The following is a 24728-nucleotide window of genomic DNA, read 5'->3' as shown; positions in this document are numbered from 1 at the left end:
TCGTGCGGTGGGCTCAGCGCGCCACGGGGTTCCTCATCGTTCCTGCGTAGAGCAGCGATTCGGCCTGGTTGCCGATGTCGACCATCTGCACGGTATTGCGCAGCTGCAGACGGTTGAGGCAGGAATGGGCGAAACGTTCGGCTCTCAGGTCCACATCCCCGGCCAGACCCTGGGCGAGTTCCGGATGCTCGGCCTCGTAATGATCGAGCACCTCGGCGACCAAGGTCCAGAACGACTCCGAACTCAGCACACCATCGGCATCGAGGATCCCGCCGAGGTGGCGCAGCACTCCGTCGAACATGTCCGTGAACACGGACAGGGCCTTCTCATCGCCGGGGACCAGCGCCCGGATCCGCTCGACGTCACCCGGCAGCTCGCGGTGGCCGAGGACGGCGACCTCCTCGCCGATGTCCTTCATGAAGGCACCGGTCACGACGTGGTCGTCCAGGATGAGGATGAGGTTCTCCCCATGCGGCATGAACACCAGATCGTGGGCCAGCAGTGCGTGGACGAGCGGGTGCAGGTAGGCCCTCAAGTAGGACCGCACCCAGTCCTCGGACGCCTGACCTGAGGCGCGGATGAGTTCGCTGGCGAAGGCGACTCCCCTGTGATCGCGGTGCAGCAGGGACGCCATGGTGACGACCTTCTGGCCAGGTTCGAGCACGGTCAAAGGGTTCTCCCGCCACAGGGCGGCAAGCATCTTGCGGTGCGGGTTCGTCTCCTGCGTTCGGTGGTAGACATCCCCGGTATAGCCGAGCGCAGTGCGTTCCCGCAGGACCTGGAACCCGGCGTCCCCGAAGGCGGGATCGGTGCCGATCACCTCGGCGACCCAGTCATTGATGGCCGGAGTATCGCGCATGTACTTCGGAGACAGTCCGCGCAGGAACCCCATGTTCTGTACGGCGAGCGCGACCTTCACATACGGGGCATCGGCCCGTGTTCGGTTGAAGAAGGTGCGCAGGGACTGCTGCGGCTGATGCTCGTCGAGGCCAGCGCCCAGGGGCAACAGATCTCCGCGGGCGATGTCGGCGGCGAAGGTGATCGCGAGCCGGTGGTCGGCCTGCCAAGGATGGACCGGAAGGAGGTGGAAGTCTTCCGGATCACGGCCGACTGACCGGATTCGTGAGTCGAAGAGTTCGCGCTCCTCGGCACTGAGTGCCCAGTCGGTATGTGCGGCCTCGTCGAATCCCTGACCGAGTGAGAGGTGGCTGTGCTCGCGGGTCGCCGCCACCCATTCGATGCGGGTGGTGAGCCCGTTCTCTGGGGCCCACTTCCGATAATCGCTGAGGGAGAATCCGATGCGTCCGTTGTTCGCAATGAAGCCGGGATGGCCCTCGGTCATGGCCGCCTCGGTGGCCTGGAAGTCGGAGGTCAGGAGATCTGTGGAGTCCGGGCGGTGACCGTTGACCGCCTCGGCGAGTTTGAAGGCGCTGCTGGCCAGGGTCGACGCGAGCTCCTCGAGGTAGGTCGACATCAGGTTCTCCGGGATGTCGAGGGCATCCTGGAGCTCGACGACGAGTTCCTGCGCGTCGAGTCCCAGCTGCGTGTCACCTCGTCGGCGGGTGATGCTGGCCTCGTCGATGACCCAGTGCTCGAGCGGCAGGACTCGGGCGTTGAACGAGTACGTGACGGAGCCACCATCCGGGAACTCGGCAGCGTCCTCGGGCCGATCTGAGTCCCCGGGCTGACCTGCGTCCTCGGGCTGACCTGCGTCCTCGGGCTGACCTGCGTCCTTCGATCCGGTGTCATCGATCGTCAGTTCCCAGTCATCGGGCCCGGCATCCGGGCCGGTGGCGCGGACCGGGGCGATCAGTCGTTCGTGGGCGAACTCGGACAGTGCCTTGGCCACAAGGTGGCGTTGGGCGACTGCAAAGGTGTCGGGTTTGAGATGGGAATATGGCTCGGCAGTCGCGGCGAGCGAGGCGAGGTCTTCGTCATCAGGGCGGACGGCCTCGACGTCTTCACGGCTCAGAAGTGTGACCAGCTCGCTGGCTTCGAAGTCCTCACGAGCGCAGACGCTGACCAGGGCGCGCTTCCGCTCCTCCCCCATCATGATGGTCGCCTCGCTCACCGGACTGAAACCCGCCGCCCGGTTCTTCTCGAGGATTGCGGTGTTCCGCACGTCGGGTTCGACGATGACTCGGTGACCGCCGCGGCCGCCTCGTTCGATCGGACGCAGGCAGAAGTCGATGACCTCGGCCATGATCTGGTTCGTGAGTCCCCGGACTCCATCGCCATCAGGCGGGGCGACGAGCAGGTGCATTCCGATGTCATCGGGTCCGATGGGAACAACATCGTGTGGGATCAGCGTGGAGGGCAGATAGGTCTCGACGTAGAAGCAGTCGATGCCGTCGACCGATCCCACCCAGCCGTTCTCGTCGGCGGAGCCGAGGACGGCGCCGAGGTAGTCGCGGACTCCGGCATCGTCGAGGTGGGTCATCTGCCAGTAGTGGGCGCGCGGGTGGGTCAACCACACGTGGATGTTCTTGGTATCCCGGGCTGGGTCCACGGCTCGGATGTCCACGGTGAGCGCGGAGCTTGCCGTTGAGGGTGCGGGTGCGTCGTTGATGAGGTCGGTGGTCATACGTGTGACATCTCCCTGTCGTCTGCGGGCTGGGAATCGGAGTCGGGCTGGGAATCAGGCTGGGAATCGGAGTCGGAATCGGTGTCAGTGTCGGCGAAGTCGAAGTGCGATTCGACGTCGTCCTGAGCACTCAGAGGAGTCGTGTCGAGAGCCCCGTCGTCGAGAGCTCCGTTGACGAGAGCTCCGTCGTCGATAGCCCCGTCGTCCGGAACTCCGAAGGTCTGGAAGGCGATGGTCTTCTCGATCGGGTACGGTTCGCGCCCGGTCACGTGTGAGAGCACGACCGATGCTCGCCAGGGCCCGAAGCCAAGATCGGGTGCGGTGACTCCGTGGGTGTGCTCTTCGCCGTTGAGGACGTGGATGGTGCCTGCGTCGTTGACCGTGTAGTGGCGGCTGACGTCGAGGCGGCCCTTGGCATCAAGGCGGATCTCATCTCCCAGCGGGGAGAGGAAGGCCGGGACCTGGGACTTGTAGCCGGTGGCAGAGACAACCGATCCGGCGCGCCGGTCGAAGCACCTGTCCAGTGCCGTGTTGCGGAAGCGCAGAGCATAGTCGCCGGTGTTCGCATCGTGGTCGGCGGCAATCAGCTCTGATTCTGCGAGGAGGTTGGTGCGCAGCTTCCTGCCTCCGCGGCTGAGCCGGTAGAGGGTGTCGTGGATGTCGTCGACGAGCTCGGCGCTGATGCCCTTGTACAGGGTTCGCTGTTCACGTCCGAGCTGTTCGCGCAGGTCATCGGGCAGGGCTCGGAAATGATCCGTGTACTCCGGGGACGTCATCTCCAAGGTCAGCTTCGTGTACTCCATCGGGAAGAAGCGCGGTGAGCGCGTCACCCAGTCCAGTCGCACGTCACGGGCTTCAGCGTCGTCGATGAGATCACGGTAGATCTCGGCCGCAGACTGTCCGCTGCCGACGATGGTGATTGATCCGCTCTCGAGCAGTGCGTCTCTGTGGTCGAGGTATTTCGATGTGTGGATGACCGGGCCTGTGCCCTCAGTCTCCAGGTTCTGCAGGGCCTGTGGCAGGACCGGTTCGGTGCCGACACCGAGGATCAGGTGGCGGGCGCGGTAGGACTCGGTCCTCAGCGTCTGACCGAACTGATCGGCCACCTCGGCGGTCACGGTGTAGATGTCATCATTCCTGGTCACCGAGGTGACTGTGCGGTTCCAGCGCAGAGTGTCCAACTGAGCGGCGACCCATCGGCAGTATTCGTCGAATTCCGCGCGCAGAGGGTAGAAGGATTCGCGGATGTAGAAGGGATAGAGCCGGCCGCTGTCCTTGAGGAACGCCAGGAAGGAGAAGCGCGAGGTGGGGTCGGCCATGGTCACGAGGTCGGCGAGGAACGGGACCTGGACCGTCGCACCTTCGATCATCATGCCCGGGTGCCAGCGGAATTCCTCGCGTTGGTCGAGGAAGACGGCGTCGACATCGGGCAGGGGGTCGGACAGGGCGGCCAGTCCCAGGCCGAAGGGTCCGATGCCGATGCCGACGATGTCGTGGATGTGTGACTCAGGTGTGCTCATGCTGCGCCTCCTTCGAGGGTCGTGCTCTCCAGGTGCCGGCCGGCGAGGATCCCGTGGCCGGTGGCGCGGACGAGGTCGAGCACGGCGGTGATGTCTGCGACCGTGGTGTCGGGGTTGAGCAGGGTGAGTTTGAGCCAGGGGGTGCCGTCGATGGTGGTGCGGGCGATCGCTGCGCGCCCGGAGCGGAAGAGGACGCGGCGGATCATCGGCACCAGCTCATCGGCGGTGGCAGAATCGGCGGCCGCGGGGGCGAACCGGAACAGGACCGTGCTCAGGTCGGTTGCTCCCAGCGCCTCGAAGTCCGGCTGTGCGTCGAGGAGTTCTCGGACCTCGGCGGCCAGATCGCACACGTCATCGACCATCGAACCGATCTCTGCGGCACCGCGGGCGCGCAGAGTCGTCCAGAGTTTGAGGGCATCGAAGCGTCGGGTGGTCTGCAGGGATTTGTCGACCTGGTTCGGTTCGGCATCGGCACCCTGGGCCTCGGCGGCCGGGTTGAGGTAGTCGTTGTGATGAAGCGTCGGGTCGAACAGGGCGAGGTCGCGTACCAGCAGTGCGCTTGAGGACACGGGCTGGAAGAAGGTCTTGTGGAAGTCGATGGTCACCGAGGTGGCGCGGCCGATTCCCTGCAGCAGGTGTCTGCGTCGTGGTGCCCACAGCAGTCCCCCGCCGTATGCGGCGTCGACGTGCATCCACACGTTCGCGTTCTCGCAGATCTCGGCGATGGCGTCGAGCGGGTCGATGACGCCGAGGTCGGTGGTCCCGGCTGTGGCGGCGACGGCCATGACGATGCCGCCGGTGTCGTCGATGTCGCGCATCAGCTCGGCCAGAGCCTCGGCGTCCATGCGTCCGGCGGCGTCGGTGTCCACGGTCACGACGGCCTCGGGGTCGAGGCCGAGGATGTGTGCGGCGCGGGATATCGAGAAGTGAGTCTGGGAGGTTGTGAGTATCCGCAGCTGAGACATGATCTCGCGGCGTGACGGCTCGCCGCGGCCGGGCTGGGCACTGCCGAGCACCTGTGCCTGCTCTGCGCTCTGCGCCTGCTGCGCGCTCTGTGCCTGCTGTGCGCTCTGTGCCTGCTGTGCGCGCAGAACATTCTCGCGGGCCAGGAACAGTGCCTGCAGGTTCGACTGGGTGCCGCCCGAGGTGAAGATCCCGTCGCCACCGGAGAATCCGACGTGCCGGCAGGCCCACTGCACCAGGCGGCGCTCCATGAGTGTGGCGACTTCGGACTGGTCGTAGGTGTCGACGGAAGTGTTGATCGCAGCCAGCATCGCCTCGGCCGCGACGGCTGGCACGGCGACGGGGCAGTTGAGGTGGGCGACGTAGCTGGGGTGATGGAACCAGACGGCGTTGCGGGCGTAGAGATCATCGGCCTCACGCAGGGCTGCGATGTTCCCGATCCCCTGTCCGTCCAGGTCGAAGTCTGCGACCTCGGCTTCCAGGCTGGTCCGGTCATTCGCCGAGGTGGGCGCGTCAACACTCGCGAAACGCTGGGCGAGTGCATCGACGACCTCGTGCATGAGCTCGGCGTAGGCATCGGCGCTGTGCGACCCCAGCAGGGCATCCTCAGTGCGCAGCGAAGTGTTCGACAGAGGAGCTGCATCGGGCAGCAATGGTGCATCGCTCGGAGCTGCATCGGGCAGCGATCGTGCCTCGTTCAGTGGAGCTGGGCTCGCCTCGGTCAGTGGAGTCGGGGTGTCAGAGAGCAGTGAAGTCATAGCGGTACGGTTGCCTCCTTCGGTTCAGGGTCCGGTAAGGCCGGACTACATTAGGGAAACCTACCCTAAGTAAAGCGAGAAGCAAGGCAAGTGGTACTGCCGAATATCACTACACAAGTGACCTCAGCCCGGCGCAAGAAGCGTCTTCGTCAATCCTCGCGCGGCCAAGCCCGCGGTCGACGACAGGTGTATACGGCCTAAAAAATCGCACGTGGCTTTCATCACATCCGGGCGATTCGTCTGACATCTTGAGACAGCGAAAACGGCCGTAGTCCCTGCCCAGGAGGCAGGAGCTACGGCCGTCGGCAATCGCGGGACAGCCAGAGAACAGTCGCGACGCGCTGTCAGAGAACGGTCTCCGAGGACCCTTATTTGACGACGTAGTTCGGTGCTTCGACGGTCATCTGGATGTCGTGCGGGTGGCTCTCCTTGAGGCCCGCTGTGGTCAGGCGAACGAACTTGCCCTTGGCCTTGAGGTCCGCGATGGTGGGGGCGCCGACGTAGAACATCGACTGGCGCAGACCACCGGTGAGCTGGTGTGCGACCTGCTTGAGCGGTCCGCGGTAGGCGACGCGGCCCTCGATGCCCTCCGGGATGAGGTCGGTGTCGGTGTCGATGTCGTCCTGGAAGTAGCGGTCCTTCGAGTAGGACTTGCCCTGACGTGGGGCCATGGCACCCAGTGAGCCCATGCCGCGATAGGCCTTGTACTGCTTGCCGTTGACGAAGATGAGTTCGCCGGGCGATTCGCTGCAGCCGGCCAGCAGGGAGCCGAGCATCACGGTGTCCGCGCCGGCGACCATGGCCTTGGCGATGTCGCCGGAGTACTGCAGTCCGCCGTCTGCGATGACCGGCACACCGGCCGCGCGGGCCGCCTGAGCGGCGAGGTAGACGGCGGTGACCTGCGGGACACCGACGCCGGCCACCACACGGGTGGTGCAGATCGATCCCGGCCCGACTCCGACCTTGATGGCGTCGGCACCTGCGTCGATGAGGGCTTGTGCGCCCTCCTTCGTGGCGACGTTTCCGCCGATGATCTGGACCTTGTCGAACGTCGAATCGGCCTTGATCTTCCTGATCATGTCGGTCACACCGCGAGCGTGTCCGTTGGCGGTGTCGACGACGAGGACGTCGACGCCCGCCTCGGCGAGGAGGGTTGCGCGTTCATAGGCATCGCCGTGGAATCCGACGGCCGCACCCACGCGCAGGCGACCCTCGTCATCCTTCGTGGCCAGGGGGTATTCCTCGGTCTTGACGAAGTCCTTGACGGTGATGAGGCCCTTGATGACGTTGTTCTCATCGACCAGGGGCAGCTTCTCGACCTTGTGCTCGGCGAGCAGCTCGAAGGCCTTCTCCGGGGAGACGCCGTCCGGGGCGGTGATCAGCGGCATCCGGGTCATGGTGTCGGCCACGGTGCGGGTCGGGAATTCACTGCGGGTGACGAAGCGCAGGTCGCGGTTGGTCACGATCCCCAGCAGCACGTTGTTCTCATCGACGACGGGCAGACCTGAGATCCGGTACTTTCCGCAGATCTCGTCGAGTTCTTCAAGAGTCTTCTCGGGGGTGATCGTCAGCGGGTCGTTGATCATCCCGGACTCGGAGCGCTTGACGTAGTCGACCTGGGCGGCCTGGTCTTCCATCGACAGGTTGCGGTGGATGATGCCCAGTCCGCCGATGCGGGCCACGGCGATGGCCATGCGCGACTCGGTCACGGTGTCCATGGCGGCCGAGACCAGCGGGATGTTGAGCTCGATCTCTTTGGTCAGGCGGGTCGTGGTGGAGGCATCTGAAGGGATGACATCGGTGTCACCGGGCAGGAGGAGGACATCGTCATACGTGAGGCCCGTCAGCGAGAACGGATCGTTTGCGGCCTGTGTTTCCTGCTCGGGAATCCCCATGGGTACAGCCTTTCGACGCGGTGAGTTCGGTGGGTCAATGCTATCGAAGTCATACACCGCTTATCCAGCGTTTCAAGTACCGAGCACTGTGAGACTGCCGACACCGGCAGCAGGGTTCCTTCTCGCCGAGGCGGTCCATCCGTCGCTGCATCGGCTAACTGGACGTTTTGGTCTGGTTCAGCGCAGAAAAATCAGTCCAAAACGACCACCTAGCGCTCCCGCCGAGGCGGTCCTGCTGTTACGTGGTCAGCGGCCCTCGCCGACAGAGCGCGCCAGGTCGAGCGTCGAGGCTTCCGAGTCATCGAGATGGATGCGCAGCAGGCCTTCGGCTCCGTGTCGGTCCCCCGAGCGCATCTTCTCGAGGATGTCGCGGTGCGGGTTTGCCCAGTGGGAGTGGTATTTGCCTGGTTCTTTCGAGCGGGCGAACGTCGTCGACAGCCGGGCCATGAGGTTGACGTAGAACTCGTCGAGCATCGGCGATCCGAGCAGTCCGACGATTGCCCGGTGGAATGAGGCGGAGTGTTCCTGTGCGTCGGTCCAGCTCTCGTTGTTGGGAGCAGTCTCCGCACGGACGACCGATGCTTCGACACGGCTCATCGCCGCCTCCGTGGCGTCCTGTGATTCCTGAACGGCACGGATCTCGAAGACACGTCGGGCCTGGTAGAGGTCCTTGAGTTCGTCGAGGTCGAAGGTACGGACGAAGAAGCCGCGGTTCGTCTCCTGTGTCAGCAGACCGGCGTAGCGGAGCAGGGACAGGGATTCACGAGCAGTGTTGCGCGAGACGTTGAATTCCTTCGCCAGCGCACCATCCCGGACCGGAGAGCCGGCAGGGTACTCGCCGGTCGTGATTCGGGACCGGACCAGGGCAACGATCGCCTCTGAGGTACATCCGGGTGCGTTTGGACTCATATCACCAGGCTACCGTGTCCCCACCGCTCGTGGGCAAAGCCCGGGCGCAGCTCTCGACGATGATGCCGAGTCGAGACACAATATACGTCTCCAGCGGTCCACGGCGTCTACGGCGTCGGTCTCAGAGTGAGCCCCAGAGTGAGCCCGGATTCGAAGCGTCGCGGGCGCCGCGTCAGCGGATCGTCGAACTCGATCGACGCCGCCAGCAGCTGCAGCGGTGAGCTGAAATCGTAGGGGTCCGGAGACAGATCGACAGGATAGACCGGATCGCCGAGGATGGGCAGCCCGAGCGAGTTCATGTGCACCCGCAGCTGATGGGTCCTGCCCGTCAACGGATGAAGTTCGTACTCGCCGATCGACGGGCACTCCCCCACCGATCGCCGAGGCGGGGGCACGGTTGCGTCGGACCACCTCGGCGAGGTCGGGGTTCGTTCACCCAGCAGGCTGATCGTGCTGAAGGCGTTGGGCTCACCGTCGACCTCGAGGACCTGTCTGCCGCCGCGCGGTTTGACGAGCCTGGATTCCCTGCTGAGTGGGAACTCCATATCCGTCGGCGGCATCGCTGCGAGGGCGCGATAGGTCTTGGTCACCAATCGGTCCTGGAACAGACTCTGATATCGACCACGGGTCTCGGGTCGTTTCGACAGGATGAGCAGTCCCGCTGTGACGCGGTCGAGGCGGTGGATGGCCACCAGGTCGGGCTGGTTGAAATCCTGGCGAGCTCGCGTCACGACGCATTCGCGCACGAACCGCCCATTGGGAGTGCTGGCGAGGAAGTGGGGTTTGTCGACGACGAGCAGATCCTCGTCTTCGAAGACGATGCTGATTTCGAAGGGAATCCGCTCCTCGACCGGAACAGGTCGGTGGAAGAAGTAGAAGCCGCCGGGGATGACGGAATCATCCCAGTTCACCGGCTCACCCGTCTCATCGCGCATATCGCCTGTGCTCAGCAGGCCGCGTCGCGCTTCATCATCGGCGTCGGGGAACTCTTCCTCCAGCCACCCGCCGATCGTGTCCGGGACCGGAAGATGGTTCTTATCGTGCGTCGCCTTCCCGCCGGGAGCGCGCAGCGAGGTCGCGGAGATCCCTTCTCGGGGTGAAAGCGGGCTGCGTGGCATCGGATCAGTCTAACTGTCCACGTGATGCCGCACTCGGCTCTGAACCTGCGGGACCTGCCGTGGGCCTGCGAGAAATCTGGAGCGTGGAGTCCTATGGTGGGAGGTATGGACAACACCGAATTGACGGAAGAGTTCCTCCTCAACAAGGTCATCGCTCCGGTCGTTCTCGGCATGTTCGCCAACGACGAATGGGACAGCTACGGGATGAATCACGACCCGACCGACGCACGAAAGTGGATTGTCAGGGTCGTCGCCAACTGGGAGGCCGTCGACATCCCCCTCGAATACTCGGAAGGCGTCGAGTCGGTCAACGACCTCCAGCTGAAGCTCATCGCCGAGCTCCAAGCGTTCATCGACCGGTCGGAGATCGGGCAGCTCCGCGACGAGGAGTGGGAGGCCGACGAACACAATGCTCCCCGCCCAAGTCTCAGACGTATGGTTCGCCCGACCTTCAGCGGACCTCCGGAATGCGCGATGCGCCTGCTGAGGATCCGCTCGCGCAATCTCCGCCTCGACCGGCGCCGCTGCCGATCCGCCCACCGCAGAGACTGACTCGGCCCACAGCGGCTCACAGCTCAGGCGCGCTCGACGAGGAAGTCGATGTCGACGTCGCGTGGCAGGGCACCGTATTCCCGGCCCCGGTTGGGACCCAACCGTGCCGATACAAACCCTGCGGCCACCTCGGCGGGGGCGGAATCGAAGAGAATCGTGGCCTGCAGGAGCAGCGCCATCTTCTCCACCATGACACGACCGCTGCGCTGGATGCCTGCGATTCTGGCAGGATCCTCGCTGGTCACTGCCTCGAGCGAGCTGTGGAGGGAAGCGGCAAGCTCCTCATAGGCGGCGTCGAAGTCCGGGTGGCGGCCCAGCCCGGTTTCGAGGTAGCCCAGGAAGGCCTTTGCTGCTCGCGGTTCACGGCCCAGGGCGCGCAGCACGTCGAGGACGATGACATTTCCGGATCCTTCCCATACGGCCATCACCGGCTGTTCGCGATAGCGCCGGGCCAAAGGGAACGCCTCCGTGTAGCCGTTTCCGCCCAGGCATTCGAGCGCCTCATAGGCGTGCTCGGGACCGCGTTTGCAGATCCAGTACTTGGCGACAGCAGTGGCCAGACGCCGAAAGTCCGCCGCATCACCGCCATCGTCATCGTGGACGGCGGACAGGTGCATGGCGGTGAAGGTCGCGGCCTCGGACTCGAGCTGCAGATCGGCGATGACGGCGCGCATGAGGGGCTGGTCGATCAGCGTCGCACCGAATGCAGCCCGGCCTCGAGCATGCCATGCGGCTTCTGCCACTGACTGGCGCATGCCCGCGGTGGAGCCGAGGATGCAGTCGAGCCGAGTCTGTGACACCATCTCGATGATCGTGCGCACGCCCTTGCCCGGTAGGCCCAGCAGCCAACCTGCCGTGGAGTCGAATTCGATCTCGGAGGAGGCATTGGACTTGTTGCCCAGCTTGTCCTTGAGTCTCTGGATCCGCACTGTGTTGAGCTCGCCGCCGGGCAGGATGCGAGGGACGACGAAGCAGCTCAGCCCCTCTTCGAGGTGGGCGAGCACGAGGAACGCATCGGACTGCGGCGCCGAGCAGAACCATTTGTGCCCGGTGATGAGATAGTGATCGCCGTCCGGGACCGCGCGGGTGGTGTTCGCTCGCACATCCGAGCCGCCCTGCTTCTCGGTCATCGCCATCCCGAAGGTGACAGCAGTCTTCTCAGCCGGGTCGATGCGCCTCGGGTCGTAGTCGTTCGCGGTGGCCCTCGGGACCCAGAAGTCGGACAATTTCGGGTCGGCCTGCAGAGACGGGATGACGGCATGGGTCATCGACACCGGACAGGCATGGCCGGGTTCGATCTGGGAGAAGAGCATGAATCTGGCGGCACGGTCCGCGTTCGCACCTGGACCGGGATGGGTCCAGGCGCGTGAGTGCGCACCACTGCGCAGTGCATCGCCGATGATGCGATGGTAGGCAGGATGGAATTCGATCGCATCGATGCGATTGCCCCACTCGTCATGGGTCCTCAGCTCCGGTCCGTGTTCGTTGGCCAGACGTGCGTCATTGATGAAATCCGCACTGCCGACCAGTCCCCCGATCCGCTCCAGCTCAGCCCTCGACGCATGGGGTGCGTATCTGTCCACGGCCTCGCGGAGTGCCGTGTTGAGGGTGAATTCGTTGATGTCTCGCCGAGGTGGCGCCTGGTTGAAGACATCGTGCGTGGCGGATGTGCTGGGCCTGGTCATTGCTTCCGGTCGGGCTGCAGAGGGTGCGTGACTCATTGTTCTCCTATGGCTGTGCGCGCGAATGTGGACAGTGCGGCGATGAGGGATTCGACGTCGGCTGAGTTCGGAGGACTCCGTTCGGGGTCGAGTACGTCGACGAGGTTCTCGGAGATGGATCCGACTAAGGACCGGGCCACCACCTCGGCGGGAATCTCGCTGGTCGAGAGCTCCTCCAGCCTCGATGCGATGGCGGATACGTATCCGCGTCGCAGCGCCCGGCGTTCGATCTGAACGGTGCTGGGAACGTCTTCGAGCAGGAGTGCGTGAGCGAGTGCGCGGCCGATGACGGCACGCCGGATGAAGACCTCGGTGACTGCATCGACGAGTCCCCCGGCGTCCCCCGTCTGCCCGATGGCTGCTTCGACGACGGCGAGTTCGTGGCCGGCTGCGTGAGCGAACACGATCCCGAGCAGTTCGTCGCGGTTCTCGTAGTAGGTGTAGATGAGACCTGCACTGCACTCGGCCTCGCGCGCGACAGCGGCGATGCTCGCTGATTCGAACCCGCCAGAGGCGATGACCTGGTGTGCTGCGCGTTCGATTCGGGCGCGTCTGTGCTCGGCTCTGGCGCGAGTTCTGGGAGTTTCGCGATAGGCCACAGCTGCCCTTCCACAAAGAAATGAATCGTGGTTCAATTGTTGAAAGTATGGCACTCGTCACAAGGAGAAGCAATGAAGCTGGGAACCTTGCTCGATTCCACCGTCCTGCGCGACCCGGATCACGAAGCGCTGGTCTATGGGGATGAGAGGTACACCTATGGCGAGCTTCGCCACTACGCTCTCAAGGCGGCCCGTGTGCTCGAAGACAAGGGCATCGTGGCTGGTGACACCATCGGAATCATGACCTTCAACGTGCCGGGGTTCGTCTTCGCGGCCTTCGGCGCCTGGTATCTGGGAGCTATCGTCGTTCCGGTCAATCACAAGCTGCAGGCACCAGAGGTCAAGTACACGATCGAGCATTCCGGTGCGAAATTGGGCATCGTCAGCGCCGAGTTGGCCGAGACTGCGCGCGCGGGCGCCCCGGGCATCACCTGGTTGGAGACCGAATCCGCGGCACCGGACAGCTTCGACTCTGCGCTGGAGGCGGCCCAACCTGCCATACCGGGTGACTTCACGGACGAGCACGTGGCGCAGATCCTCTACACCTCGGGCACCACAAGTTCACCCAAGGGGTGCGTGCATTCTCACCGCAACATCTCCCAGGTCGCGACCCTCATCAATCTCAATATGGGTTATCGCAGCGACGACCGCTATCTCATCTGCATGCCGATCTGGCATTCGGCTCCTCTGAACATCAGCCTCATTCCCACCATCCTCACCGGCGGCACGGTTGTCCTCCAGCGTGCGTTCCATCCGGTGGATTCGATGACGATCATCGCCGAAGAGAAGATCACCACCTTCTTCGGGCCGACCATCGCCTATGTCGCACCCGTGATGACGGCGAAGAAGCTCGGCCTCGAATTCTCGGACTATGATTTCTCGACTATCCGACGCTGGAACTACGGCGGATCGCCCATCGACCGGTCCACCGCGGCCATGCTCATCGACGCCTATGGAACCGACCAGTTCTTCAACCTGTTCGGAATGAGCGAAATGGGGCCCACTGGCTGCATGCTCCGGCCGGAGGATCAACTGCGCAAGGCCGGTTCGGTGGGGCGGACGGCGATGGTCGGCAATGCCATGCGTGTCGTCAAGGCTGACGGCGCAGATGCCGGCCCCGGGGAGACGGGCGAGATCTGGTTCACTGGTGACACCCGCATGCGCGAGTATCTCAACAACCCCGAGGCGACGAAGGCCGCCTTCGAGGGCGACTGGTACAAGACCGGAGATATCGCCAAGCTCGACGAGGACGGCTATCTCTTCATCGTCGACCGCAGCAAGGACGTCATCATCGTCGGCGGTGAGAACGTCTACTCCCTCGAAGTAGAGGAGGCGATCATTGCCCACCAACGGATTGCCGATGTCGCAGTGGTGGCCAAGCCGGATGCCGAATGGGGCGAAAAGGTCGTCGCCTTCATCACGACTGCCGACGGGCAGCCCTTCGACGTCGAGGAGCTGCGTGACTACCTCGCCGACAAGCTCGCGCGGTACAAGCTGCCGCGCGAGGTCATCATCACTGCGGAGCTCCCCCGCAATCCCTCGGGCAAGCTGCTCAAGCACAAACTCCGCAGCGAGGTGGCTGCCGGCTGAGGTCACGGTAGTGCCGGACACACGCTCTCAGCCCTGGCCCGATCGTGACAGCTGTGGTGCACTTGGTGCATGAGCTTCGACGCGCGCCACATCTCACAGACGATCCGCCGGGACCCCTCCGACATCGCGGTCTTCGCCGGCAATCCAGCCAACCTCCCACAGTGGGCGGCCGGTCTGAGCGAAGGCATCCGCAATGAGGCCGGACGCTGGATCACCGATTCGCCGATGGGCGAGGTCGAGGTCAGCTTCCGGCCCGGCATTGAGTTCGGCATCCTCGACCACGACGTGATCTTCCCCGACGGGACCGCCGTACACAATCCGCTGCGAATTCTCCACAATGAGGATGTCAGCGAGGTCGTCTTCACCGTCTACCGCCTCCCGAACGTCAGCGATGAGGAATTCGCCCGCGACATCGAAGCAGTGCAGAAGGATCTGGAACGACTCCGCGATGTCCTCGAAGGCTGAGCGGCCGAGTGCTGCCCTGGGACGCGACGCCGCCCTGCCACCTGAAGCCTCCCTGGGGTGGGGGCATCGGTTCATCAATGCCGCGATGCGCACCCTGTACTTCGGCCGCATCCCTGTCCTGGATCTCAGTGCTGAGTCCGCAGCACACGAGCATCCTCGCCCGCGCCTCATCATCTCCAGCCACCGCAATGGCGCCATCGACGGCCATCAGGTGCTCGCCGCATTCCCGCGAACGCAGTTCCTCATCTCGATCCAGCTCATCCGCCACTGGTTCCTGCGTCTCTTCATCGCCGGCATCCCCGTCGTCCGACCCAAGGACGTCGAACGTTACAACCTCGACCCAGCATCGGTGGCCAGTCCGGTCGAAGCCGGCACTTCACACCTTCGCCGAGGCGGTGACCTGGGCATCTTCCCCGAAGCCAGCAGCGAATGGGGCCACCGACCCCAACCCTACAAATCCGGTGCTGCCCGCATCGCCTGCACCCTGCTCGAGGAGGGCATCGATCTCGAGGTGATCCCGGTGGGCCTGTTCTATTCGACTCCTGACAGGTTCCGCTCCCGCGCCGAGGTGGTCCGCGGGAGGCCGATCATGATTCCTTATCGCAATGGCCAGGATCGATCCGTATGGGAGGCCGAGGTCGCCTCGGCGCTGGGATCGGCCCTCGACGAGGTTTCGGTGAACTGTCCCGACGAAGAGACCTTCGAGCGGATCCAGGCGAATGCGCTCAACGTCGCCCGCAGAACACCGGGCGCAGCGGCCACGTTCGCGAAGGCCTTCCTGGACCTGCAGCGTGATACCTCCACAGCTGCGGCTGACGGGCCACCCGCCGCAGCGAGTCCTGCGATCACGGTCCTGCGCTGGGTCGGGCTCGCGCTCATGTGGCTCTTTGCTCCCGTGCTCGGTGCAGCAGGCTTTGCCGGATCGCGCGCGGACGGTCGCAATACTGTCACATTCTTCCGCCTCCTCGGCGGTTTCGCAGCGGTTATGGTCTGGGTACCGGTACTCATCGTTGCCGCCTTCTTCTGGCCCCTGGTCATCGGAATCGGCCTCGTCAGTGCGGTGGGCGGCTGGCTGCTTCTGGGCCTGCGTCGCTTCCGTCTGTGACCCGATCGACCACCGTCCACTGTCCCCTCGATATCAGCCCGCCCCACCTGAGACCCCTCTAGGAGCACTCGTGACCCTCACCCTCAGCTTCACCGATCCTCTCGCCACCGAACTTGCGACCAGCGGCGGCAAGGGCGCCAGCCTCGCGAAGTCCGCGCAGCATCTGCCCGTGCCCGGAGGCTTCATCGTCACCGCCGAGGCCTACACACAGTTCGTCGCACCCCTGCAGTCGCGGATCAGCGAGCTCATGGACACAGACCACCCCGCCGAGGCGATCGGCGAGCTCATCCGCAGCACTCCTGTCCCCGATGCGTGGCTCGCCGACTTCGAGGCGGCGGCCCAGGCTGCCGGCCTGAACGGTCAGGCCGTGGCGGTCCGCTCCTCGGGGACCATGGAGGATCTGCCCGGGGCGGCCTTCGCCGGACAGCACGACACCTACCTCGGGGTTCGCGGAACGAAGTCCATCGCCGAGGCGGTGCGCGACTGCTATGCCTCCCTGTGGAATCCGCACGCCTTCCGCTACCGCCAGCAGCTCGGCGTGGAACAGCTGGAGGCGAAGATGGCCGTCGTCGTCCAGCTCATGGTCGCAGTCGGTGCCGAGGAGGCAGCAGGCGTCGCGTTTTCTGTCGACCCAGTGCGCGGCAACACGGACGAAGTCCTCATCAATGCGGCGTTCGGACTGGGCGAGACCGTCGTCGGCGGGGAGGAACCCGTCGACGAGTTCCGGATCGCCCGCGCCGACGGAACCCAGGTCGCGACCGAAATCGCGGACAAACCGAAGGCCCTCGTCATGCGTGAGCCTACGGAAGCCGACGAGGTGAACGACGACGGTCGCGGCGATCACAACGAACAGGACGATCACAGCGGTCACGACGATCACGACGATCACGGCGGACACGACAGTGCCAGGACGACGGTCGTCCACCTCGGCGAGGATCAGCGGACTCGTCCGGCACTGACTGCGGAGCAGGCCCGAGCGGTGGCCGATCTCTCCGTCCGCGCGGAGGATCATTTCGGTTTCCCACAGGACATCGAGTGGGCCTTCAGCGGTGACGACCTCTTCCTCCTGCAGTCGCGGCCGATCACTCGCGTCGCACCCCGCTGGACCCGCGACGAATCGGCCGAACGATTCCCCACTCCGGTCACGCCTCTGACCTGGGACCTTGTCGAGGCAGGATTCCACTACTCACTCAACCACAGCTTCGACCTCATGGGTCTGCCGCCCTTCGACGACAAGTGGTTCGTGATGCGTGACTTCTACATCTACGGCAACCAGACGGCCGTCGATCTCTACGCCGGGAGACTGCCGACGAAGATGCTTTCCAGCGTGGAGACCATCACCGAATCGCTGCCGGAGATCGCCTCTCAGTTCGGTTGGGTGCAGGAACTTCCCGTGCGGTGGATGCGAGACCTCGACACGTACCTCATGGGCATCGGCAAGCTCTCCCACGAACCGCTGGAGGACAAATCGCTGGCCGAGGTGTGGGCTCACGTGATCGCCATCAGCGACCTCGGCACGGAGTACTTCCGCCCCAACATCGCGATCTCCCTGACGCAGCAGACACTTTACGGCGCGCTCTCGCACATGCTCGAGATGGCATTGGACAAAGAGACGGCGCGCCTCGTTTTCGAGCGACTGCTGGCATCGACGGAGACGAAGACCTCGCAGGTCAACACCGAACTCTGGGAGCTCTCACGCATTGTGCGCAGCAATCCCGAACTGTTGTCGACGCTGCGCAGCCACACCGGCGAGGACGGGCTGGCGGTTCTCGGTGACTTCCCCGAGTTCTTCGACGAGTTCGCGACCTTCCTCGCCAAGCACGGCCACCGGGAACTCGACTTCGACGCCTACCATCCGACCTGGGTCGAGGCCCCGCACATCGTCCTCGATCAGGTCCGACTGCTGGCCGACCGGGCGACGAACGCCTCTGCGGACTCCGATCTGGAGCGCAAGGTCCTGCAGGCCGAGACCGAACGGGCCGTGGTCAATGCCGCCCCGGAGAAGCTGCGCTATCTGGTGCAGGAGGTCATCCGCCTGGCACGCTCGTACACGGCGCTCGATGACCTCGAGCACTACCAGACCACACGCCTGACGCTGCCGATGCGACGGGCCCTGCGCGAGCTGGGTCAGCGACTCGTCGACCACGGTGTCCTCACCGATCCCATGGATGTCTACTTCATCAACTATGAGCCTCTCGACGCGGCGATCCGCGCTGCCGACGGGCAGCACTCCCCCGCCGAGGCTCTGGCCGGCCTGACCGCGATCGCGGAGAAGAACAAGGCCGGGTACCAGGAAGCGGTCGAGCGGACCCCCGAATGGGAGCACGGTCGTGCCCCCGAGGTCGGTGATGACACAGACGGTGACTTCATCAAGGGAACTGCCGGCAGTCCCGGCGAGGTCACGGGCGAGGTCTTCGTCGTCCACAGTCCCGAGGACTTCTCGTCTTTCCCGGACGGGGCGATCCTCGTCGCCCGAACCACGAACCCGGCTTGGACGGCTCTGTTCTACCAGGCCAGCGGCGTCATCACGGAAAGCGGCGGTGCACTCTCCCACGGTGCGGTCACAGCCCGTGAGCTGGGCCTGCCCGCAGTCATGGCCGTCCGCGATGCCACCAGCCGCTTCACCTCGGGTCAGACGGTGAGCGTCAACGGCAGCAACGGCACGGTGACACCGAACTGAGACCCACCTCGGCGAGGTCAGTCCGGGACTGCACGACCACCTCGGCGAGGGTCATCACCTATACCGCTTGGAGAGCGTCCACGGGGCTGATCGACGTGGCCGCCCGCGCCGGGGCACGGCTGGCGGCGAGCACAGCCAGAAGAGAGCCGGCGACGACGGAGATGATGACCCACCAGGGCACGGACGGAGCGAAGAATCCGGTCAACGGGGACAGCAGAACCAGGGCACCGATCCAACCGAATGCGATGCCCAGGGGCACCGCGACCAGGCAGGCGGTCACGCTCAGCTGCATGCCCTCGGCCACGATCATGCGTCGCACCCGTCGCGGCGTCTGACCGAGGGCCATGAGCAGACCGATCTCCTGCGTGCGCTGCCGCACGGAGAGCGTGAGCGCGTTCGCGACTCCGATGACGGCGATGACGACGGAGAAGAGGACCATGCCGAGGAAGAACATCATCGTCTGGTCGATGATCGTCTTCAGCACATCCTCGAAGCCGCCCCACCCGTCGTCGCCGAGCGATTCGGCGTAGTCGAGAAGCTGGTCTCGAAATGTCGTCATGGCCGTGGCAAACATGACGATGAGGGTGATGCCGATGACCAGACCGATCACCGTGCGCGCATTGCGAGTGGGGTGACGGGCGATCGTCGACGCAGCCAGACGCGCGGTTGCCGTACGGCCGAGCAGCAAGCCGGTGAGCGTCTGCAGCGGAGGAAGGATCCAGGGGTTGCCGACGATGACGCCCACGAAGGTCAGAGCGGCACCGACGGCGACGAGGAGCACACCAAGGACACTCACCGTGTTCCCGCTGGCGCCGACGACGCCGCTGATGAGAAGGGTGATCCCCATGGACAGCAGGATGAGTGCACCCGCCAGGGCCCCCATCGATGCACGCGCATCCTCGGGGCGACGTTCGACAGCCTGCGAAGTGGCCTCGATCGGCGAGATGCCGCTGATGCGTTGGGCACCCAGATACGCTGAGAACCAGGTCACGACGATGGTCGCGGCCCCCGGGAGGATCATCTTAGGACTGAGCAGATCCGGCTCCACGGTGATCTGTCCGCCGAGGTAGGCCGCCGCACCCTTCGCGAGCGCGGTGGAGACGAGGAACGCAGCGACGGCGCTGGGTATCGAAACGAGCAGCCCCTCCGCCGAGGCGGCCCGGCGCAACCGTCGCGAGGAAGCTCCGATGAGACGCAGCAGTGCCAGTTGACGGCTGCGACCGGCGATGATGATGGAGAACGTATTGGCGATGACGATGCTTGAGACGAACAGCGCAATGACGAAGAAGACCAGACCCACCGTGGTGAGCAGCCCCTGCGCCGTGTCTGACTCGGAGACGATCTTCGCCGAGGACATCCAGGCTGTGAGGATCTCGATGCCCTGCATGATGACGGTGCCGAAGAGCGCAGCGATGAAGACGACGAGGAAGCTGGGTGCGAACTGACGCGGGTTGGTCCGGATCTCCCGCATCGGGTTCATCGGCGCCCTCCGGTCTCCGCGGCATACTGCGGGGACCGTACGGGATGCTGCGGGGATCCGGCGGCTGCGTTCTCCGCGGCCTCGGCCTTCGCGTCGAGATCGAGCATCGTCTGTGCAATCACCTCGGCGCTGATCGAGTCGTTGAGCTCTGAGACGGGCGTGCCATCGGCGATGAACACGACGCGGTCGGCATAGGCTGCCACGATCGGATCATGGGTCACGAGCACGATCGACTGTCCGAGCTCGCGCACGGCCTCGGACATGATGGCCATGACCTCACGCCCCGACCGGCCGTCGAGGTTGCCGGTCGGTTCGTCGGCGAAGAGGATGTCTGGTCTCGTGGCCAGGGCCCGGGCGATGGCGGTGCGCTGCTGCTGTCCGCCCGAGATCTCGCTGGGCCGATGCTTGAGCCGCCCGTCGAGGCCGAGCCGCTTGATGATGCTGGAGATCCAGGCGCGTTCATCGGCATTGGGCCTTCGATCATCGAGCTCGAAGGGCAGGACGATGTTCTCCCTGACGGTGAGGGTCGGCACGAGGTTGAATGCCTGGAACACGAAGCCGATCCGCTGCCGGCGCAAGGCCGTGAGCTCGTCCTCGTGCAATGCGGTGATCTCACGTTCACCGATGTGCACAGTGCCCGAGCTCGGCCGATCGAGTCCGGCGAGAATATGCATGAGCGTGGATTTGCCCGAACCCGAGGGTCCCATCACGGCCGTCAGTCGGGCAGGGGCGATATCGAGGGAGACCTGGTTGAGAGCCACCAGCGCTGCCCCGTCGGGATCAAAGATCTTCGAGACATTACGAAGCTGAGCGATGGGCATCGGTGAGGCGGTCGTCATATGGTCCCTACATTGGTGCATCAAACTGTCTCATCCAGACTAGCGACCCACCACGGCAAGGAACATAGGATCTGACTGATCAGTAGGTGTGAGCCGCCTGTGCAATTCGCGTCGTTTGCGAGGCTGGATGTCGACCAGCAGGCCGAACAGGTCGCTGGTGGAGTGTCTGGCTGACTGATGGTGAATACACGAGTGGCCCGGAACATTGTTCCGGGCCACAGGTGTATCAGTTCAGCGCAGTCGCTGCGCGCCGATGCGAATCAGATGGGGACTCAGTCCTCTTCTTCTTCCTTCTTCTCGACGACCAGTGTCTCAGTGGTGAGAACCAGTGCGGCGATCGAAGCGGCGTTGCGCAGTGCCGAGCGGGTGACCTTGACCGGGTCGATGATTCCGGCGCCGATGAGGTCGCCGTAGGAATCGGTGGCGGCGTTGTATCCCTGGCCGGAAGCGAGCTCCTCGACCTTGGACACGACGACGTAGCCGTCCTGGCCGGCGTTCTCAGCGATCCAGCGCAGTGGCTGGACGACGCCGCGCTTGACGATGTCAGCACCAGTGGCTGCATCGCCGGTCAGGCTCAGGTCGTTTCCGGCCAGAACCTTGGATGCGTGGATCAGAGCCGATCCACCGCCGGCGACGACGCCTTCTTCGATGGCTGCACGGGTAGCCGACACTGCGTCTTCGACGCGGTGCTTGCGTTCCTTGAGCTCCACCTCGGTGGCGGCGCCGACCTTGATGACTGCGACACCGCCGGAGAGCTTAGCCAAGCGCTCCTGCAGCTTCTCGCGGTCCCAATCGGAGTCGGTGTTCTCGACCTCGCTGCGGATCTGGGCGACCCGACCGTTGACGTCCTCGTCGGAGCCAGCACCATCGATGATGGTGGTGTTGTCCTTGGTGACGGTGATGGTGCGGGCGTTGCCGAGCTCTTCCAGAGTGACCTGGTCGAGCTTCATGCCCATATCAGCGGTGACGACCTGGCCACCGGTGAGGACTGCGAGGTCCTCGAGGATCGCCTTGCGGCGGTCACCGAATCCGGGAGCCTTGACGGCGGCAACGTTGATGATGCCGCGCAGCTTGTTGACGACCAGCGTCGACAGAGCTTCGCCTTCGATGTCCTCGGCCACGATGAACAGAGGCTTTCCGGCCTGCTGCACCTTCTCAAGCACAGGGAGGAGCTCCTGGATGTTGGAGATCTTGCCCTGGTTGATGAGGATGAGCGCGTCGGAGAGCACAGCTTCCTGGCGATCAGCATCGGTCACGAAGTGCGGCGAGAGGTATCCCTTGTCGAACTGCATTCCCTCGGTGATCTCGAGTTCCACAGATGCGGCCTGGGACTCGTCGATCGTGATGACGCCGTCCTTGCCCACCTTGTCGAAGGCATCGGCAATGAGCTTGCCGATCTCTTCGGACTGTGCGGACAGACCGGCGACGTGTGCGATCTCCGAGGAGTCGGCGACATCGCGGGCGATGGTTCCGAGTTCGGTGGAGACAGCCTCGACGGCGGCTTCGATTCCGCGCTTGAGGGCACCTGGTGCGGCGCCGGCGGCAACGTTGCGCAGTCCTTCGTTGACGAAGGCCTGCGCCAGGACAGTCGCGGTGGTGGTTCCGTCACCGGCGATGTCGTTGGTCTTGGTGGCAACTTCCTTGGCCAGCTGCACGCCGAGGTTTTCGTACGGGTCATCGACCTCGACCTCACGAGCGATGGTCACACCATCGTTGGTGATCGTGGGTGCGCCCCACTTCTTGTCGAGCACGACATTGCGGCCCTTGGGTCCCAAGGTCACCTTGACGGTGTCCGCGAGAGTGTTCACACCCTTTTCGAGTGCGCGACGAGCTTCGTCGTTGAATTCAAGATTCTTAGGCATTCGTCCTCCTGTCAGTGAAGTAGTTGTTCAGGGGATTCAGCCGATGACGGCGAGCACGTCACGAGCCGAGAGCACGAGGAACTCTTCTCCTGCGTACTTGACTTCGGTGCCGCCGAACTTGGAGTAGATGACCTTATCGCCAATGGCCACGTCAACTGGGACGCGGTTTCCGTTGTCAGCAACGCGGCCTGGGCCCACTGCGACAACTTCGCCTTCCTGAGGCTTTTCCTTGGCGGTTTCGGGAATGACCAGACCACTGGCGGTAGTCTGCTCTGCTTCGACCTGACGGATGACAATCCGATCTTCGAGTGGCTTGATGGAGACCGACATATCGGGCCCTCTCCCTTCGCTGGGGTTCAATTCTTCTTTGAGTCAGACGGCGGCGTATGCCATGATCCACTCGTCGTCGCGGGTGCCGAGCAGATCGACCGTCTCATAAAACTGGCACTCAATGAGTGCTAGTGCTAATTCGACTTTAGAACGCTCTTAGCACTCGGTCAACTCGAGTGCCAAGGATTGTCCACGCTCTGGGCGAAACCCCAGAAAAGGTGTTCGAAGACGGTCCTGAGACGCCCTGGAGACCGAACAGTCGGCAAGTCCCGGTCGACGATCGTGGGCGATTTCGACCACAAGTCGCCGACAGTTGCCGACAGTTGCCGTGGAGCGGCCGACAGTTGCCGTGGAGCGGCCGCTTCGCACCAACACATCCCCGCGCATCGTCAGCGGAGAGCGCTCATGCGGCATCGGCGGTGAATGCAGAAGTGCGGACCCGGGATACTCCCGGATCCGCACTTGGTGCTTGCTGTCTATCGCTTCAGCTCGTGTGCCTATAGCTTCAGGTCAGCCTGCTTCAGATCAGCTAGCTTCAGATCAGCGGCTGCACTCTGGTTCAGGCGCAGGCCCACTGTCCCCAGCCCTCTTGAGCCTGCAGCTTCTTGGCACGGTCGAACTGCTCCTGCGGGCTGGCGTCAGACGGGTTGCCGCTGCCGCCCATTGCGTGCCAGGTCTCTGGCAGGAACTGGAACAGACCGAAGTGGCTGCCGTTCGATGCCTTCGGGTCGAAGTTCGACTCGCATTCGACGACCGAGTACCACTTGGTTCCTGGTCCGCCGAGCATGTCCTTGATCTCCTGGGTGCTCATGTTGCCGCCACCGCCGGAGCCGCCGCCGGTGCTCTTGTCACCGTCGTCGGAGCCGCCCGAACCACTGTCGGAGCCGCCGTCGCCGGTCCCGGCGTCCGAACCGCTGCCGGAGTCTTCTGGCTCCTCAGCTGGGGCTTCCTTCTTCTTGGTGCCCTCGATGACGACCTTGGCTTCAGGCTTGGAGAGGACCTTCTCGGCCTTCTTCTCCTTCTTCACCTCATCGCCGTTGACGGTCTTGACCTTGTAGGAGACCTGCTTCTGGCCCGCCTTGCCTTCGTCTTCGACCTTGGTCTCGCCCTCGAAGAGGGAGTCCGACTTCTTGGTCTCAGTCTTAGGCTCGATGGCCTCCTTCTCCTTGACCGTGTCGTTCTTCACGCGGTTCAGGGTGAGGACCTGGCCGTCGGAGACCTTGGAGCTGAGAGGCACAGACATGAAGTCGTCCTTGTCGAGCTTCAGCTTGGTCTCAGCGAGGGCCTCCTTGGCGGTCTCTGCTGCGGCCGAGACCTTGTGGTCCTTGCCATCGGCGACGATTGTGAGATCCTTGGCGGTCGTCACATCGATGTCGTTGCCTTCATCTTTGAGTTTCTGATTCGGCTTGGTGTTGAGATCCGCGTTCTTCGCGTCCACACCGAGGTCGGCCAATGCCCGACCGACGGTGTTCGCATGCGTGGTCTCATCGCTCTTCTTGCCGTCGACGGACAGTGAGATTTCCTTCGCGGTGTTGACGGTGATCGTCATATCCCGCGAGATCTTCTTGTCTACGCCTGGCTTGATCTGGTCGCTCTTCTCGATGTCGAGGTCGCGGCTGTCGAGGACGTCCCCCACGGTTCCGCCGAAGGTCCGAACTTCTTCGGACTGACCATTGACATCCAATGTCACTGGCTTGTTCATGGTGACCACGGCACCCGTGCCACCCACGAGTCCGGTAATCACGACCGCCTGTGCAG

The 24728-nt window shown here is 64.1% G+C and carries 18 protein-coding genes; 5 read left to right on the top strand and 13 right to left on the bottom strand.

The annotated features are described in order from the left end of the window. Positions 1-13: 13 nt before the first annotated feature. The 6 genes from HU144_RS08515 to HU144_RS08490 all read right to left on the bottom strand — a co-directional run bounded on the left by HU144_RS08515 (position 14) and on the right by HU144_RS08490 (position 9747). Entirely contained in the window at positions 14-2584 is a 2571-nt protein-coding gene (locus HU144_RS08515; RefSeq protein WP_235350998.1) for a GNAT family N-acetyltransferase, read from the bottom strand. Next, a complete protein-coding gene (locus HU144_RS08510) occupies positions 2581-4104 on the bottom strand; it encodes a lysine N(6)-hydroxylase/L-ornithine N(5)-oxygenase family protein (RefSeq protein WP_235350997.1) in 1524 nt (507 codons plus the stop codon). Before HU144_RS08510 ends, HU144_RS08515 begins: the two co-directional genes overlap by 4 nt. Then, entirely contained in the window at positions 4101-5825 is a 1725-nt protein-coding gene (locus HU144_RS08505) for a pyridoxal phosphate-dependent decarboxylase family protein (protein WP_235350996.1), read from the bottom strand. The genes HU144_RS08510 and HU144_RS08505 overlap by 4 nt, the downstream gene beginning before the upstream one ends. Before the next feature lie 368 nt (positions 5826-6193). Beyond that, positions 6194-7720: an IMP dehydrogenase gene (gene guaB / locus HU144_RS08500; protein WP_235350995.1), complete on the bottom strand. Its 1527-nt coding sequence runs from the start codon at positions 7718-7720 to the stop codon at positions 6194-6196. Between the two features lie 246 nt (positions 7721-7966). After that, positions 7967-8629 (bottom strand): GntR family transcriptional regulator, encoded by a 663-nt coding sequence (locus tag HU144_RS08495; RefSeq protein ID WP_235350994.1) that lies wholly within the window; start codon positions 8627-8629, stop codon positions 7967-7969. A 107-nt stretch (positions 8630-8736) separates the two neighbouring features. Next, positions 8737-9747, bottom strand: coding sequence for a pseudouridine synthase (locus tag HU144_RS08490; protein ID WP_235350993.1), 1011 nt, complete (start codon positions 9745-9747; stop codon positions 8737-8739). A 105-nt stretch (positions 9748-9852) separates the two neighbouring features. Here HU144_RS08490 and HU144_RS08485 point away from each other — a divergent pair, with 105 nt between their 5' ends. After that, complete coding sequence (locus HU144_RS08485) at positions 9853-10299, top strand: hypothetical protein (RefSeq protein WP_235350992.1); 447 nt, start codon at positions 9853-9855, stop codon at positions 10297-10299. A gap of 23 nt (positions 10300-10322) precedes the next feature. Here HU144_RS08485 and HU144_RS08480 read toward each other — a convergent pair whose 3' ends face one another. Together HU144_RS08480 and HU144_RS08475 are read right to left on the bottom strand one after the other, a co-directional pair. Further along, on the bottom strand, positions 10323-12020 hold the full coding sequence (locus tag HU144_RS08480; RefSeq protein WP_235350991.1) for an acyl-CoA dehydrogenase family protein: 1698 nt from the start codon (positions 12018-12020) through the stop codon (positions 10323-10325). Beyond that, complete coding sequence (locus tag HU144_RS08475) at positions 12017-12619, bottom strand: TetR family transcriptional regulator (protein ID WP_235350990.1); 603 nt, start codon at positions 12617-12619, stop codon at positions 12017-12019. Before HU144_RS08475 ends, HU144_RS08480 begins: the two co-directional genes overlap by 4 nt. Positions 12620-12691: 72 nt before the next feature. On the opposite strand from HU144_RS08475, the gene HU144_RS08470 reads away from it, so the two are divergent. The 4 genes from HU144_RS08470 to HU144_RS08455 all read left to right on the top strand — a co-directional run bounded on the left by HU144_RS08470 (position 12692) and on the right by HU144_RS08455 (position 18459). After that, on the top strand, positions 12692-14209 hold the full coding sequence (locus tag HU144_RS08470; protein WP_235350989.1) for a class I adenylate-forming enzyme family protein: 1518 nt from the start codon (positions 12692-12694) through the stop codon (positions 14207-14209). A 69-nt stretch (positions 14210-14278) separates the two neighbouring features. Continuing rightward, complete coding sequence (locus HU144_RS08465; RefSeq protein WP_235350988.1) at positions 14279-14674, top strand: SRPBCC family protein; 396 nt, start codon at positions 14279-14281, stop codon at positions 14672-14674. Continuing rightward, positions 14658-15779, top strand: coding sequence for a hypothetical protein (locus tag HU144_RS08460; RefSeq protein ID WP_235350987.1), 1122 nt, complete (start codon positions 14658-14660; stop codon positions 15777-15779). The genes HU144_RS08465 and HU144_RS08460 overlap by 17 nt, the downstream gene beginning before the upstream one ends. Positions 15780-15849: 70 nt before the next feature. Continuing rightward, a complete protein-coding gene (locus tag HU144_RS08455) occupies positions 15850-18459 on the top strand; it encodes a PEP/pyruvate-binding domain-containing protein (RefSeq protein ID WP_235350986.1) in 2610 nt (869 codons plus the stop codon). 58 nt (positions 18460-18517) lie between these two features. Here the strand turns inward: HU144_RS08455 and HU144_RS08450 are convergent, their stop codons facing one another. From HU144_RS08450 to HU144_RS08430, 5 genes are all read right to left on the bottom strand, one after another. Next, complete coding sequence (locus HU144_RS08450) at positions 18518-19939, bottom strand: FtsX-like permease family protein (RefSeq protein ID WP_235350985.1); 1422 nt, start codon at positions 19937-19939, stop codon at positions 18518-18520. After that, positions 19936-20778: an ABC transporter ATP-binding protein gene (locus HU144_RS08445; protein ID WP_235350984.1), complete on the bottom strand. Its 843-nt coding sequence runs from the start codon at positions 20776-20778 to the stop codon at positions 19936-19938. The genes HU144_RS08450 and HU144_RS08445 overlap by 4 nt, the downstream gene beginning before the upstream one ends. A 272-nt stretch (positions 20779-21050) precedes the next feature. After that, a complete protein-coding gene (gene groL / locus HU144_RS08440; protein ID WP_235350983.1) occupies positions 21051-22640 on the bottom strand; it encodes a chaperonin GroEL in 1590 nt (529 codons plus the stop codon). Positions 22641-22676: 36 nt separating this feature from the next. Further along, positions 22677-22970, bottom strand: coding sequence for a co-chaperone GroES (groES, locus tag HU144_RS08435; RefSeq protein WP_009883265.1), 294 nt, complete (start codon positions 22968-22970; stop codon positions 22677-22679). A 559-nt stretch (positions 22971-23529) separates the two neighbouring features. Continuing rightward, positions 23530-24672, bottom strand: coding sequence for a resuscitation-promoting factor (locus tag HU144_RS08430; RefSeq protein WP_235350982.1), 1143 nt, complete (start codon positions 24670-24672; stop codon positions 23530-23532). Between the last annotated feature and the right edge of the window lie 56 nt (positions 24673-24728).

It is taken from the genome of Brevibacterium sp. UCMA 11752, from assembly GCF_021532235.1.
GTDB lineage: Bacteria > Actinomycetota > Actinomycetes > Actinomycetales > Brevibacteriaceae > Brevibacterium > Brevibacterium antiquum.
Note: the sequence above shows the minus strand (reverse complement) of the source record. Positions and strands in the feature narration are given on the sequence as shown.